Raw genomic sequence first — 14,578 nt, 5'->3', positions numbered from 1 at the left:
CAATCCGGTGTAACATATCTCCCCTCCAGCCTTTATCGCGCGGCCGATTCAAACCCCGTGCAAGCGCCGCTATCCCGGCAGCATGGAGACACGTCCTTCAACCTTCAAAACCGACTATATCCGTCAGGCGCAGGAGCTTTATGCCCACGGCCTGACCGATCGTGAGCTCGCCGCAGCTTTCGGCGTCTGTCGCATGACGATCTTTCGCTGGCGCGCCGCTTACCCTGAGTTCGCCGAGGCGACGAAGCTCGGCAAAGAGGTCGCCGACGACCGTGTCGAACGCGCGCTGTACGAGCGTGCGATCGGCTATGAAGAGGAAGCGGTCAGCGTTTATCACCCGGCCGGCAATGAAGAGCCGGTGATCGTGCGCTACAAGCGCGAAGTGCGCCCCGATGTCACCGCAGCACTGCAATGGATGCGCGCGCGCCGCCCTGCAATCTGGGCACGGCCCGCGCCCCCGCCTGCGGAAGAGACCAATATCGCCGAGGAAATCCGCAAGGGGATGGAGCGGGTCAAAAACCGGACATTGCTCAATCGCGGCGAAAGGCCATACCATCATGCGCACGAATAGCGCGTCCGGCGTCGCTAGCCCCGCCCCCGCACGATCTCGCACCCCACTGCCGCATCGGGATAGATATCCGGCTTGGACGACCGCACCGTCACTTCGCACACGCGGTCATCACGCAGGCACAAGGCGGCAACCGCTTCGCACAATGTCTCCTGCAAGTTGAAATGGCGCCCGGCGACCAGTTCGCGAATGCCGGTGCGGATGAAGTCGTAGTCGAGCACGGCCTCGATCCGGTCTTCGGCCGGCGGCGCGGGATAATCGACCTCGATCCGCACGTTCAGGATCACCCGCTGCGGCGCCGCCAGTTCCTCCGGATGGATGCCGAGGCCCATGGTGACCTCCAGGCCATCGAGGATCGTCGCGAAGCGCGTGCCTTTAGCCATGCGCGATTCTCGTTTCGAACATCACATCGCCATCGCGGGGCAGGAAATGCTGGCCATTATCGACAAAGACATTCTGCCCGGTGACGCCACGCGCGGTCAGCAGGAAATCGACCGCGCGGGCGATCGCGCCGGTATCGACCGGGCGCTGGAGCAGGTTGCGGCTTGCCACCGCGACGAATTCGGCCTCGGTCTGGTCGAGGCTCGGCAGCGACAGGCCTGGCGACACCGCATTGACGCGGATGCGCGGCCCCAGCGCTTGCGCCAACATTGCGGTCGCCCCCGCCAGCGCGACCTTGGAGCAGCTATAGGAGAAGAAGTCGGGATTGAGGTTCGCGACCTTCTGGTCGAGGATATTCACCACCGCCCCGTCCGCCAGATCGTCCTGCGCCGCGATCGCCGAGGCCAGCAGCACCGGCGCCGTCAGATTGACCGCCATATGCTCCGCCATCGCCTCCCCATCGGTCAGCGGCGGGCGATCGAACTGGAAGATCGACGCATTATTGACCAGCCCGGCGACCGGCGCACCGAACCGCTCACGCACTTCGCCGACCAGCGCCTGCGCGGTGGACGGCAAAGCAAGATCGCCCGTCACCACCATCGCCCCGGGCAGCTCGGAGGCCAGCGCATCGGCCTCGTCATGCGATTTCCAGTGATGGATCGCGACGCGCCACCCCTGCCCCGCCAGATGGCGCGCAATCACCGCACCGATCCGGCGCGCGCCTCCTGTAACCAGAACGGTTCGGCCAGATTCGGGCATGCGGCGCTAGAAGCCCATCAGGGCAAGGACTTCCTTGCGGCTGCGCTCATCTTCGCGGAACACGCCCATCATCCGGCTGGTGACCATCGCCACGCCCGGCGTGCGCACGCCGCGCGCGCTCATGCAGGCATGGTTCGCCTCGATCACTACTGCGACGCCGACCGGCTTCAGATTGTCCCAGATGCAATTGGCGACCTCCGCGGTCAGCCTTTCCTGCACCTGCAATCGGCGCGCATAGGCGTGCAGCACGCGCGCCAGCTTGGAGATGCCAACCACCCAGTTGCTCGGCAGATAGGCGATGTGCGCCTTGCCGATGATCGGCGCCATATGATGCTCGCAATGCGACTGGAACGGGATGTCCTTCAACAGCACGATCTCGTCATAGCCGCCGACTTCCTCGAACACGCGCGACAGATGGTGCGCGGGATCGTCGGTATAGCCCTGGCAATATTCCTTCCACGCCCGGGCGACGCGCGCCGGCGTATCGATCAGTCCTTCGCGCGCGGGATCGTCGCCGGCCCAGCGGATCAGCGTCCGCACCGCCTCCGCCACTTCGTCCGGCACCGGAATCTTGGGAGTCGGGGCGACGAGGTCCCCATCATCGGGGCTGGCGATCAGATCAGGCATTCGGGATTCCTTCGCGGCGATTCGCAGGCGACGTTACGGCAAGCGACGTTCCGGCGTGACGATGTTCGATTCAACGACTGTCTCATTTAGGCAACTGTGCCGCAACCCCGCAGATTCCCGCATGAAACGCCATTGACGTCCGAATCGACGCAGCGCAGATTACCGTACCGAATTTACGAACGTGCCAGCCGACGAAAAGATCGGCAACGTAAACACGAGGGGATGTTTATGAAGAAATATGAACTGCTTGCCGCGTCTGCATTGGCATTGATCTATGCAGTACCCGCCACCGCCCAAACCGCCGGCCCTGCCGATACTGCGCAGGATACCCAAGCCGCCGACACCAGCGATGACATCATCGTCACCGCGACCAAGCGCGAACAGACGCTGCAGGACGTGCCGATCTCGGTCGCCGTGACCGGTGCCGCGACCATCGAACAAGCGCAGATTCGCGATCTTATCGACCTGCAATCGGTCGTTCCCTCACTGAAGGTTTCGCAATTCAACGCGGCCGGACAGACCAATTTCTCGATCCGCGGCTTCGGCAACGGCAACGGTAATGACGGTATCGAAAGCTCGGTGGGTGTGTTCATCGATGGCGTCTACCGCTCGCGTTCCGCCGCCGCGCTGGACGATCTTCCGGAGATCGAACGCGTCGAGGTCCTTCGTGGCCCGCAATCGACCCTGTTCGGCAAGAACGTGTCTGCAGGCGCGATCAACATCGTAACCAAGCGTCCTGCATTCGACTGGGGCGGCAAGGCAGAGATCAGCGTCGGCAATTACGGCCTGATGAATGCCAGGGCGACGGTGACTGGACCAATCGCTGAGAGTCTTGCGATCCGTTTGTCGGGCAGCGTCAATGAGCGTGACGGCTATTTCAATAACCTGACGACCGGTACCGATGTAAACAATCGCCACCGCTGGTCAGTCCGCGCGGATGTTCTGTGGGAACCGACGTCCGACCTCTCGGTCCGCATCATCGGCGATTATAATTTGATCAAGGAAGTCTGCTGCGGCGTCTCGTCGATCCGCAACGGCCTGCCGACACAAGCGATCGGCGCGCTCGGGTTCGCCATTTCCGATACGACGCGCGTGTTCGATCGCAACGTCATCTTCAATACCGACCCATCCAACCGTATCCGGGGCAAGGGCGTTTCCGGTCAGGTCGACTGGAATGTCGGTTTCGCCAAACTGACCTCCATCACCGCCTATCGCAACCAGATCAACCAGTCGCAGCAGGACATTGATTTCACTGGCGCCGATATTGCGAGCAATACGACCGCAAACGAGATCAAGACCTTCACCCAGGAATTCCGCCTTGCTTCGACCGGAGATGGGCCCTTCAGCTGGCTGGTCGGCGGTTTCTATCAGGATGAAAAACTCGACACCGGTCGCGACATTCGTTTCGGCAAGGATGCCCGCGCGTTCGTCAACGCTCTTACGGGTGGCCCCGGCGGCTTGATCACTGGCCTCGAAACGTTGCAGAGCCTAACCAATCCAGCGATCGTGCCCGGACGCACCTATTTCCAGGCCGGGCAAGGTATTTCGGACCGTTACAAGATGAAACAGCGCTCCTATTCGCTGTTCGGTCAGGCGGATTTCAAGGTCACTGACCGGCTGACCCTGACCGGCGGCGTCGCCTATATGAACGATCGTAAGGCCGTGATGTCCAACGTGGTCATGAACGACCCATTCTCGTCACTGAATCTGGAGAATATCGCTGGTCTCGGCTTTATTCCTTTTGCGGCACTTCCGGCATCACTGTCCGGTTGCCTGTTGCAAAAGGGCTTCAACCCGGCGTCGACCGCTGGGCGGACGCCGGTCAACCTGTTCGGGTCAAGCCTCGGCGCTTCGCTCCCGGGACCGGGCGGCACGCCCTGCCCCTCATCACTTGGCGGGGTCAACCCGTTCGCCTTGAACGGCCTGCAGTTCTTTTACGGAGATTCACCGGTCCACGGGCCGGTTAATTTCCCGAATGCGAACGAGTCGGGCATTCTCACCGGCGACAAGGTCACCTATGCCGCGCGCGTCGCCTATGACCTCGATTTCGTGAACGTCTATGCCAGCTACTCCACCGGCTGGAAGGCCGGCGCCTATAATCTCTCATCCGACAGCCGCCCACCATCGAACGGCGTTGGTCGCTCGGCCGCTCCGGAAGAGGTCACCGTCTACGAAGCCGGACTGAAGGCGAAATTCCGCGGCGGTTTCTTCAACCTCGCGGTGTTCAAGCAGGAGATCAAAGGCTTCCAGTCCAATGCCTTTACCGGCCTTGGGTATAGCCTGGTCAATGCGGGCAAGGAATCGGTCAAGGGCTTCGAGATCGATGCCGCCTATCGCCCGGCACCGTGGCTCTCGCTTACGGGCGCGGCCACCTATCTCGATCCGAAATATGATTCCTTCACCCGCGCACCGTGCGTCACCTACGACCCGCGCTGCGCCCGTAGCACGACCACAGGTCTGCGGCCGCCTTTCCGCGATCTGACCGGTGAGCGTCCTGCCGGTATCCCCAAATGGAGCGTATCGGCCTCCGCAACTCTTTCGCATGACATCTCGGATGGGGTTAACGCCTATCTGCGTGGCGAATATGATTATGTCAGCCCGACCCAACTGACGGAGACCACCCCGCCAGCATTGTCGACGTTCGACAGCAACAATGTGAACGCGAGCTTTGGTGTCAGCTTCACCAAAATCCAGCTCGACGTCATGGTCTGGGGGCGTAACCTGACCAAGGACAATGCGCTGATCTCGACCTTCCCGACGGTCGCGCAGCAATTCCCGGAACCGGAAAGCTATAGCGGCTATCCCAACCAGCCGCGTACCTATGGCGTGACGCTGCGCAAGTCGTTCTGATCCGGCATCGGGGGCGGGCCCGTCCGTCCCCGACCCACTAAAAAGCCCCCGGCGTCGCACGCCGGGGGCTTTTCCTTTTTCGGCAGGCCACACCCGCCGGCTACGTCGATTCAATAGACCACCACGCTCCTGATACTCTCCCCGGCATGCATCAGGTCGAAGCCCTTGTTGATCTCCTCCAGGCTCAGCACATGGGTGATCATCGGGTCGATCTCGATCTTGCCGTTCATGTACCAGTCGATGATCTTGGGCACGTCGGTACGGCCCTTGGCGCCGCCGAACGCGGTACCGCGCCAGTTGCGCCCGGTGACCAGCTGGAACGGCCGTGTGGCGATCTCCTTGCCCGCCTCGGCCACGCCGATGATGATGCTGGTGCCCCAGCCCCTGTGGCAGGCCTCGAGCGCCTGGCGCATCACCGTGGTGTTGCCGGTGCAGTCGAACGTATAGTCCGCCCCGCCATCGGTCAGCGCAACGAGGTGCGCGACGATGTCGCTCACATCCTTCGGGTTGACGAAATGCGTCATGCCGAACTTGCGGCCCCATTCTTCGCGGTCGGGATTGATATCGACCCCGACGATCATGTTGGCGCCCGCCATCCGCGCGCCTTGCAGCACGTTGAGACCGATCCCGCCGAGGCCGAACACGATAACGTTGTCGCCGACCGCGACCTTGGCGGTGTTGACCACCGCGCCCACACCGGTGGTCACGCCGCATCCGACATAGCAGCTGGTCTTGAACGGCGCGTCCTCGCGGATCTTCGCCACCGCGATCTCGGGCAGGACGGTGAAGTTCGAAAAGGTCGAACAGCCCATATAATGGAAGATCGTCTCTCCCTTGTAGCTGAAGCGGCTGGTGCCATCGGGCATCAGCCCCTTCCCTTGCGTGGCACGGATCGCGGTGCACAGGTTGGTCTTGCCGCTGAGGCACGACTTACACTGGCGGCATTCCGGGGTGTAAAGCGGGATGACATGATCGCCCGGCTTCACGCTGGTCACGCCGGCGCCGATCTCGCGCACGATTCCCGCCCCTTCATGGCCGAGCACGCTCGGGAACAACCCTTCCGAATCGAGACCGTCCAGCGTGTAGGCGTCGGTATGGCAGATTCCCGTCGCCATGATCTCGATCAGCACTTCTCCCGCTTTCGGTCCTTCAAGGTCCAGTTCGACGATCTCGAGCGGCTTCTTCGCTTCGAATGCAACGGCGGCACGAGTCTTCATCGGTCGTCCTTTCAGGCTGTGCGGATCAGATGCCGCGATGCCGGCGACAACGCAAGCGTGAGGCGGAAAATGGCGGAAATGCAACCTTTCCTGCTATTCCGCGCTTGTCATACGATATGATCAGAGAGGCCCCAAAATGGGCGAAGCGGTCAACTGGAAAGCGCCGTCACGGCATTGGGCGCGACCGGTTCGTGAAACCGCGGCTCGGCGTCCTGCGGGCTGCGCCCCCTCGGGCTCGTGCGACGAAGGGTTGCACGCAAGGCATGGTAGAGAGTGACAATGGCGGAAAGGCAGCGCACAAGGAGGGCGCGCTGAAGAAGGCGTGAATCGATGTCGGCTTGAACGGCACATCAGGAAGGACTTTATATGGCGACGACCCCCACCAAGACCGGCGGCATCCATGCACCGGTGCAGCCCTCGCCCGAGCTCGGCGCGATCGTCGGCAACGACAAGCTGCCCCGCAGCCAGGTCATCAGCAAGGTCTGGGACTACATCAAGGCCAACAATCTCCAGAACCCCGCCAACAAGCGCGAGATTCTGGCTGATGAAAAGCTGAAGAAGGTGTTCGGCCGCGACAAGTGCACGATGTTCGAAATGAACAAATATATCGCGCAGCACGTCAAGGCGTAACCATCTGCTGCCGGATGCGCAGGCATTCGCGGCACATATAACGAGACCGGGCCCGGCGGCATGGCTGTCCGGGCCCGGCCTTTGTTCGGATGCGGCCGGATAGGGTGCTGACGTTCGTTGCGGCCAAGTGACCAATTGACCGCCTCAGCGCCAGCGCTTACCAACCGCGACCGTGCCCCCGTAGCTCAGCCGGATAGAGCAACGGTTTCCTAAACCGTAGGCCGCGTGTTCGAATCTCGCCGGGGGCACCACTCCGAACCCTTGATTCGACCAACGAGTCATTGATCGAACGATATATATCGCAACCCGAGATTCGGTTGAACGCTACCTAATCGACCCAGTTGGACAGCTTCTGTGTCACGGTTTCTGACCTGGGAGCCTCGACCGGGCGAGAGGCCAAGCCCGAAAGCGTCCGGACTCGCCCAGCGCAATTGACAACGAAGGACAATTTCGCCAACGACTTGGGCATGGCTCGTGGAGAGAAACGTTCAACGATCATTGACGTCGCCAAATTGGCGCAGGTGTCACCCAAAAGCGTTTCGCGCGTCTATAATGACGAACCGCATATCTCGCCCGCCTTGCGCAAAAAGGTGCTCCGCGCGGCCAAAGAGCTCAATTATCATCCCAATGTCCTCGCGCAAGGTCTGGTCCGGAGGCAGTCCTACCTGATTGGATTGATTTATGAAAAGCCGAGCCCGAGCTATGTGGTCGAGTTGCAGCGAGGGGCGCTCGAACGATTGCATGGCGAACGCTACCGTTTGATAGTGCTGCCCGTGGAATCAGTGGCGGATCACCCTCTCGAAGTGGTGAGCCTCGTGCGATCAGCGGCCCTTGACGGTGTCATCCTCGCGCCACCGGCGTCCGATCACCCTGACATTATCGAGGGGCTTTCCGACGCAGGGATTCCCTTCGCGCGGATCGCGCCGCAATCACAGCTGGGCGTCGGACTGTCGACCGCGATGGACGATGTGGCCGCTGCGCGCGAGATCGCAGAGTATGTCATCGGCCTCGGCCACCGGACAATCGCGATCCTCATGGGTGATCCCGCCCATGCCGCAAGTGCCCAGCGACTGATCGGCTATCATCAGGCGTTCGACGTCAATGGCCTGCCGCGACTTCCCGAGTTGGTCGAAACCGGCGATTTCAGCTTTGAATCGGGGTATGAGGCGACCAAGCGCCTTTTGTCGCGCAAGCTGAGACCGACGGCAATATTGGCGCAGAATGACGATATGGCGGTCGGCGCCATGTCGGTAGCGCGTGAGCTCGGATTTGATATTCCCGGCGACCTGACCGTCGTCGGCTTCGACGATTCCGAAATCGCCCGCATGGTGTGGCCGCGCCTGACGACGATCCGGCAACCGGTCGTAGAAATGGCCAAGACGGCCGCCGATATGTTGCTGCGCGACCTGGCGGGTGAAGATCCGGGTGGTATGATCATTCATGCACACCACCTCGTCGAGCGGCTGACAGCTGCGCCACCGCCAGCCTAAGCGGTATCTCTTCTCGCGCATTTGGCCTGGCCTGCAAGAGCAGCGACCCTTCGAAAGAAGGGTCGCTGCCTTATCCGAGGAAAACTCCAAGGTCAGAAGTTGAATTTCACCCCGCCGTAGACGCGCCTCGAGCCTGACTCGTAGCGGAAGGGCAGTTCAGGAAATTGCAGATAAACGCGGGTGTCGGCTTTCGTGATATTGATGGCCTCTGCAAATATCTCGAAATTCTTGGTGAGCTTATAGCTGATCTGCCCGTCGAGTTGACCATAGGATTTCTGAAAAATACCGAGGTTCCGCGTTATTGCTCCGTCGGAAAATCCGAAATTCCCCAGATATTGCTTGGAACGCCAGCTGTACGAAGCGCGCGCGGCAAACCCATATTTCTCGAAATAGAGCTGACCGTTAGCCGAATGCTTCGACACGCCGGGCAAAGGCAATTTGTCATCGAAGTCGGTGCTGAAATTGGTGCTCGTGTCCGAGAAGGTATAGTTCGCGGTAAAGCCAAAGCCGAAATCAAAACCATATTGCGCCGCGAGTTCGAAACCTTTGACCCGACCGCCCGATCCGTTTGCGGGCTGCGAAACCGGCCCCAACCTGCCCCCGGCCTGGTCGTTCACAAACACAGCGACCGTTTCGTTGACGATGAAGCTGTCGACTTCCTTCCAGAACAGGCCAGCGGACAATAGACCCTGGCTTCCGAAATAATGTTCGAAGCCGAGGTCGAATTGATACGCGCGGAACGGATCTAGATCGGCGTTTCCGCGGCTGCCGTTGGTGAATTTGAACAGGTTATCGACTGGGTCGCGCGTAAATTGGGTAGCGAACCCCTGCCCGAGCGATACGAGCGGTTGGCGGGCAACCACGCGTGCCGCCGAAAAGCGAATCTTGTCACCATCGCGCACATCGAACACCGCGTTCACGCTGGGCAGGAAGTCCGTGTAGCGGCGAACCACCGTGGCCGTCGTAAAATCACGCAGCACGCCATTCCAGCTGTCCGTTCCCCAATAGCTGGGATCGGCGTTGGCGGGCTGGTTCTGGTCGATGGTCAAATTGGTGTTTACGAGACGGAGCCCGACATTGACATGGTAGGGATCGTCGGCCCCACCCATGTCCGCCATGATATAGCCCGACTTGGTTTCTTCCTTGACCCGATAGGTCTGCAGCGGATCGCTAAAGAAAGTGAACGGCGTATCGGGATAGAGTGACTGGATCCATTGCAGGGCATTGGTCATCTGCGACCGGTTGGCCACCAGCACCGTATCGCCCGGGATATGGCCACCCCCTGCAAAATTCTTGATCGCCTCGACCCGCTTGGGATTACTGAAAAGGGTGTCGTAGGGCGTGATCAATGCTGGCGAATTGCCGAAGCGAGTGCATCCCGCAAAGGCCGCGGGCTTGTTTGCTTCGGGCAGGTCGCAGATTTTAAAACCAATCGCCCCATCCTGAAAATAGCCATAGGGCGTCCAGTTGTATGAGAAACCGGGCACCCGGTTGGCAGCGGGGATTGCGGTCGCATCGAGTTCGCCCTTACCGCGATAGTCGGCGAGATAGCGGCCCGAAGTGAAGTCCACCGTGCGTTGCCCGTATCGAAAGCCTGCACTCAACGTGATGGTGTTCGTATTGCCGTTATCGGCGTCATAGGCGAAGTCCGCACGGATCGAATGCCCCTTGATATCGGACCGGTCGCCAAAGGCCCAATGCGATTTGAAGAAGCCATAGGCCGGATTGTTGAACAGATCCTGTGGGCTGCCCGCGCCGATGCCGAAGCTGGGGAAATCGCCGTTCCGGTAGGTGAAATCAAACGTCGCCGGCGCCGCAGCGTTTGGTATGAACCCCGGCTGCGGTCCTGAAGTGCCCGGGCCGCGGACGCCGTAAGCGGTGTAGCGCACGTCGTTATTCGCCACTTCGCGATTCATCTTGGAGGCTGAATAATCGGCCATGATCGACGCGCGGAAATTGGTGTCATTGTCCCAGTCGACTTTAAACTGGAGATTGTCCGATTTGATATTCGAGACATCCACGAACGAGATGGCTTCGGCTGATTGCGCGCGGACAGTCCCTTCGAGCAGAACCCCGTTGGGGTTGATATTATAATTACCGATCAGGCCTTGTGATTCACCCTGGCCGAACGGAAATTTGACCGACGCTTCGCGCGTATCGATCTTCAGATCCGACCGAAAATATTGCGCGCTGACTTCGAGTTCATCGGTGGGTCTGAAATTGACTCCCAGCGATGCGCCCCAGCGCCGGCGATACTGGTCGCGGTCGGTAATATAGCGATATTCGGGCGCATAATAATTGGTCGGGACGGTCGCTGTGTCGCGGCGTCCACCGGCAAAGGCCCAGTTGCCGCGATTGTCGCCGCCCAGGACATTGACGTGATTATTGGTCTTTTCGTAGCTGAACGAAGCGATGATTCCGAAACGATCGTTGAAATTATAACCCAGTACGGCTGCGCCGGCAGGTTTCCACCCCCTGATTTCGCTGCCATTGCTCATCTTCAAATTGCCGCCGACGGTCAGGCCCTTCTTGAGATCGAGCGGGTTGCGCGTCTTCAGATTGACGATGCCGCCCAGGCCGCCTTCGAGGAGCGAGGCATTGGGCGATTTAAAGACCTCGATCCCTCCGATCAGTTCCGACGGAACGCCCTCAAGGCTGTCGTTGCGGTTATAATTGCCCTCGCCGACCTTGTAGACTTCGAGTCCGCTGACAAAAAGCTCGCCGTTGAGCAACGTCACATTCTGTTCGAGACCGCGAATACGGACCTTTGATCCCTGTCCATTTTCGCGATCGATCTGAATTCCGGGAAGACGCTGCAGCGATTCGGCGACATTCTGGTCAGGAAATTTCCCGATATCTTCGGCCGTTACCGACTCGATGATCAAGTTGGAATCACGCTTGGCGTTCAACGCGTTCTCTAGCGATGCGCGAAAGCCGGTTACGACGATGTCGTCGCCGGCACCCTCTTCAACCGCCTGACCTGTGCCCTCTCCAACCGCCTGTTCGGACTGCGCGAATGCAGGCGAACCCGCCAATCCCAGAACCAGAACCGATGCCGCCGCCAGCAGCATTCTCCGGTGATGCAAAGTCTTGCTGATCATTTCCATCCTCCCAACCGCATCTTGGCGTGCGGATATGAACGTCTGTTGCGGAACGACGCGGCCCGGCGAAACCCAACAAGCAGACTCGCAGCCCATCAAACCCCACGCACTTTTTGTTGCATAAGCTTGTCAACGTTGTCAAATAATGTTTCATATTACTACCAATACGGGTCATTTTCGGCTTAAACCTGTCAAGGTTGTCAGACCTAACTCGCTTGAAAACGACGCGAAACTACAGCCCGGGATGTGACTTTATGCTCGTTAGAACACTGCGTTACGCCACCGTCTCCGCTCTGGCTGCGACCTTGACGCTGCCCGCATTGGCATCGCAGCACGACGATCGCCCTCCTGCGAAAGCGTCAGCTATGGTCCATCCCGAAGAATGGCCCGAACTGGCCTTTCCGCAGGTCATTTCCCCCAGCGGCGAGGCGCATGTTCAGGCGCTGCTGGCCCAAATGTCCGTTGAACAGAAAGTCGGGCAGACCATTCAGGCCGATATCGGCAGCGTGACACCCGATGATGTGCGCAAGTTTCATCTCGGCTCGGTGCTCAACGGCGGGAACTCTGGCCCCGGCGGCAATGACCTCGCTGCCGCGCGAGACTGGCTTGCGTTGGCTGACGCCTTTTACGCGGCGTCGATGGACCACGCGCCGGGCGAGCCGGCGATCCCGATCATATGGGGCACTGACGCCGTGCACGGGCATAGCAATATCGTCGGAGCCACCCTGTTCCCTCACAATGTGGGCTTGGGCGCCGCGCGCGATCCCGACCTGATCGAACGCATCGGCCAGATAACGGCGATCGAAATTCGCGTTACAGGCCAGGAATGGACCTTCGCCCCGACCATCACCGTTCCGCAGGATTATCGCTGGGGGCGCGCCTATGAAGGCTATTCGTCTGATCCGGCGCTCGTTACCTCTTATGTCGGCCGTATGATCCGCGGATTGCAGGGACCGCCATCGATCACGCCAATTCTTGCTGGGCCGCATGTCGCTGCAAGCACCAAGCATTTCCTTGCCGACGGCGCGACAGAGGGCGGCAAGGACCAGGGCGACGCGATCATCTCAGAGCGCGAGCTGCGCATCGTCCATGGTGCGCCCTATATTCCAGCGATCGAAAGCGGTGTCGCTACTATCATGACCAGTTTCTCGAGCTGGCAGGGAGTGAAGATTGCCGGCAACAAGGGACTGGTCACCGATATATTGAAAGACAGGATGAAGTTTGGTGGCTTTGTCGTCACCGACTGGAACGCGCATGGCCAAGTCGCCGGTTGCAGCAACGCCAGCTGCCCCATCGCGGCCAATGCCGGTATCGATATGTTCATGGCTCCCGACAGTTGGCGCGCACTTTATGCAAGCACGCTGGCCCAGGTGAAGGATGGTACGATTCCAATGGCGCGGCTCGACGATGCGGTCGCGCGTATCTTGCGCGTCAAGCAGCGCCTGGGCCTGTTCGAGGCGGGCAAGCCATCCGCGCGCGCCTATTCGGGCCGCTACGACCTGCTCGGCGCGCCCGAGCATCGAGCGGTGGCGCGCGAAGCGGTTCGCAAGTCGCTCGTCCTGCTCAAAAACACCGGCGCCCTTCCCCTCGAACCGCAGTCGCATATCCTCGTCGCCGGCGACGGCGCCGACGACATTGCCCGCCAGTCGGGTGGCTGGACCCTGAGCTGGCAAGGCACTGGGCTGAACAACGGAAATTTTCCGGGCGCAACATCGCTGTGGCACGGCATCGAGCAACAGGTCACCGCAGCAGGCGGCAGCGCCGAACTGGCCTCCGAAGGCGACTATAAGCAACGTCCCGATGCGGCGATCGTTATCTTTGGCGAAACGCCGTATGCCGAATTCCAGGGCGACATCCCGTCGCTCCAGCTGCGCCCCGAACTGCGTCGCCCCTTCGCGACGATGCGCAAACTCAAGGCGGCGGGGATTCCGGTGGTGGCAGTCATGATCACCGGACGACCGCTCTATATCAACGACGCGTTAAACGAGGCCGATGCTTTTGTTACCGCCTGGTTGCCAGGGTCAGAAGGCGCGGGCGTTGCGGATATGCTGTTTGCGGGCAAGGATGGCCGGGCGCCCTTTGATTTCCGCGGGCGTCTGCCGACGGCCTGGCCGGCGACGGCAAAGCATGGCGGACCGACGCTGTTTCCCTTTGGCTATGGTCTGACGTACGCCGATGGTCCGCAACGGTGGAAAGCGCTTTTACAGGACAGCGGAGTTACCGACGACGGCAGTGGCGGCAGCGTATATTTCGACAAGGGCGCGGCGACGGCGTCCTGGTCGCTGACCGTGTCAAAGATCGATGGCAGCGATCCGCTGCGCGTGACGACGGTTCCCGCCACCGGCCTGTCGGGGCGGGTGATCGTCACCGCAACCGATCACGGCGTTCAGGAAGGGGCGCGAAAATTCGCAATTGCTGACGGTACCGGCGGCGCGGCGATCGAGATCAACACGCACCACGCCGTTGACTTATCGCGAGAAACCAACGGCGACGTTATGTTGCTTGCTACCCTGCGCCTCGACACGCCTCTTTCGGCATCTGTTTCCGTGTCGATTCGGTGCGACGGATCGGACTGCGGGCGTCCACTCCGCCTATCCGAATTTACGGAGCTAGCGCCCGGCCGTTGGCGTGTGCTGGGGGTGCCGCTGAAGTGTTTCGCCGCGACCGGCGCCGACATGACCCGCATCACCGCGCCGTTTCACCTAGCTACCAACGGAAGCCTGGGAATCAGCCTGTCTCGGGTGGCCTTGGGCAGCGGCGCGGGAAGCGGATATCGTCGCAAAATGCCCGACAGGATAGTCGATCCATTGTTTCACAGCATGAGCAGACCTCGCGGGCGCTAGACAACGCACCGCTGGTCAGCAACGACGCCGATCGTTTCCTGCACTCAGGAATGGTCAGCGGTTTGCGTTTGGATCCTGTGCCGTGATCACCGCGCAGCCGGAGGAAATCATG

10 protein-coding genes and 1 tRNA gene are annotated in these 14,578 nt (G+C 60.6%); 6 read left to right on the top strand and 5 right to left on the bottom strand.

The annotated features are described in order from the left end of the window. Nucleotides 1-82: 82 nt before the first annotated feature. Nucleotides 83-571, top strand: coding sequence for a helix-turn-helix domain-containing protein (locus H3Z74_RS06830; protein ID WP_187763181.1), 489 nt, complete (start codon nucleotides 83-85; stop codon nucleotides 569-571). A gap of 14 nt (nucleotides 572-585) precedes the next feature. On the opposite strand, the gene H3Z74_RS06825 is transcribed toward H3Z74_RS06830, so the two are convergent. From H3Z74_RS06825 to folE, 3 genes are read right to left on the bottom strand one after another with little or no spacing between them, the layout of a single operon-like run. Then, nucleotides 586-951, bottom strand: a complete 366-nt coding sequence (locus H3Z74_RS06825; protein WP_187763180.1) for a dihydroneopterin aldolase — start codon at nucleotides 949-951, stop codon at nucleotides 586-588. Further along, nucleotides 944-1,708 carry an SDR family oxidoreductase gene (locus tag H3Z74_RS06820; RefSeq protein WP_187763179.1) on the bottom strand — a complete coding sequence of 255 codons (765 nt, stop codon included), beginning with the start codon at nucleotides 1,706-1,708 and terminating at the stop codon, nucleotides 944-946. The genes H3Z74_RS06825 and H3Z74_RS06820 overlap by 8 nt, the downstream gene beginning before the upstream one ends. Before the next feature lie 6 nt (nucleotides 1,709-1,714). Beyond that, nucleotides 1,715-2,335, bottom strand: coding sequence for a GTP cyclohydrolase I FolE (gene folE, locus H3Z74_RS06815; protein WP_187763178.1), 621 nt, complete (start codon nucleotides 2,333-2,335; stop codon nucleotides 1,715-1,717). 228 nt (nucleotides 2,336-2,563) lie between these two features. On the opposite strand from folE, the gene H3Z74_RS06810 reads away from it, so the two are divergent. Continuing rightward, complete coding sequence (locus tag H3Z74_RS06810; RefSeq protein WP_187763177.1) at nucleotides 2,564-5,185, top strand: TonB-dependent receptor; 2,622 nt, start codon at nucleotides 2,564-2,566, stop codon at nucleotides 5,183-5,185. 110 nt (nucleotides 5,186-5,295) lie between these two features. Here H3Z74_RS06810 and H3Z74_RS06805 read toward each other — a convergent pair whose 3' ends face one another. Then, entirely contained in the window at nucleotides 5,296-6,402 is a 1,107-nt protein-coding gene (locus H3Z74_RS06805; protein WP_187763176.1) for an S-(hydroxymethyl)glutathione dehydrogenase/class III alcohol dehydrogenase, read from the bottom strand. 366 nt (nucleotides 6,403-6,768) lie between these two features. Here H3Z74_RS06805 and H3Z74_RS06800 point away from each other — a divergent pair, with 366 nt between their 5' ends. From H3Z74_RS06800 to H3Z74_RS06790, 3 genes are all read left to right on the top strand, one after another. Next, nucleotides 6,769-7,032 (top strand): SWIB/MDM2 domain-containing protein, encoded by a 264-nt coding sequence (locus H3Z74_RS06800; RefSeq protein ID WP_187763175.1) that lies wholly within the window; start codon nucleotides 6,769-6,771, stop codon nucleotides 7,030-7,032. A gap of 174 nt (nucleotides 7,033-7,206) precedes the next feature. Continuing rightward, nucleotides 7,207-7,283: transfer RNA gene (locus H3Z74_RS06795), tRNA-Arg, on the top strand. 180 nt (nucleotides 7,284-7,463) lie between these two features. Further along, entirely contained in the window at nucleotides 7,464-8,522 is a 1,059-nt protein-coding gene (locus tag H3Z74_RS06790) for a LacI family DNA-binding transcriptional regulator (protein WP_229726942.1), read from the top strand. 92 nt (nucleotides 8,523-8,614) lie between these two features. Here H3Z74_RS06790 and H3Z74_RS06785 read toward each other — a convergent pair whose 3' ends face one another. Beyond that, nucleotides 8,615-11,623, bottom strand: a complete 3,009-nt coding sequence (locus H3Z74_RS06785; RefSeq protein WP_187763174.1) for a TonB-dependent receptor — start codon at nucleotides 11,621-11,623, stop codon at nucleotides 8,615-8,617. Between the two features lie 305 nt (nucleotides 11,624-11,928). On the opposite strand from H3Z74_RS06785, the gene H3Z74_RS06780 reads away from it, so the two are divergent. Continuing rightward, nucleotides 11,929-14,466 (top strand): glycoside hydrolase family 3 protein, encoded by a 2,538-nt coding sequence (locus tag H3Z74_RS06780; protein ID WP_229726941.1) that lies wholly within the window; start codon nucleotides 11,929-11,931, stop codon nucleotides 14,464-14,466. Nucleotides 14,467-14,578 lie beyond the last annotated feature (112 nt).

It is taken from the genome of Sphingomonas alpina, from assembly GCF_014490665.1.
In the GTDB taxonomy this organism is placed as follows: Bacteria; Pseudomonadota; Alphaproteobacteria; order Sphingomonadales; family Sphingomonadaceae; genus Sphingomonas; species Sphingomonas alpina.
This window is presented reverse-complemented; position numbering and strand designations above follow the sequence as displayed.

Coding starts and splice junctions, on each gene's coding strand:
- H3Z74_RS06830 (WP_187763181.1), top strand. CDS start 83: ATGGAGACACGTCCTTCAACCTTCAAAACCGACTATATCCGTCAGGCG.
- H3Z74_RS06825 (WP_187763180.1), bottom strand. CDS start 951: ATGGCTAAAGGCACGCGCTTCGCGACGATCCTCGATGGCCTGGAGGTC.
- H3Z74_RS06820 (WP_187763179.1), bottom strand. CDS start 1,708: ATGCCCGAATCTGGCCGAACCGTTCTGGTTACAGGAGGCGCGCGCCGG.
- folE (WP_187763178.1), bottom strand. CDS start 2,335: ATGCCTGATCTGATCGCCAGCCCCGATGATGGGGACCTCGTCGCCCCG.
- H3Z74_RS06810 (WP_187763177.1), top strand. CDS start 2,564: ATGAAGAAATATGAACTGCTTGCCGCGTCTGCATTGGCATTGATCTAT.
- H3Z74_RS06805 (WP_187763176.1), bottom strand. CDS start 6,402: ATGAAGACTCGTGCCGCCGTTGCATTCGAAGCGAAGAAGCCGCTCGAG.
- H3Z74_RS06800 (WP_187763175.1), top strand. CDS start 6,769: ATGGCGACGACCCCCACCAAGACCGGCGGCATCCATGCACCGGTGCAG.
- H3Z74_RS06785 (WP_187763174.1), bottom strand. CDS start 11,623: ATGATCAGCAAGACTTTGCATCACCGGAGAATGCTGCTGGCGGCGGCA.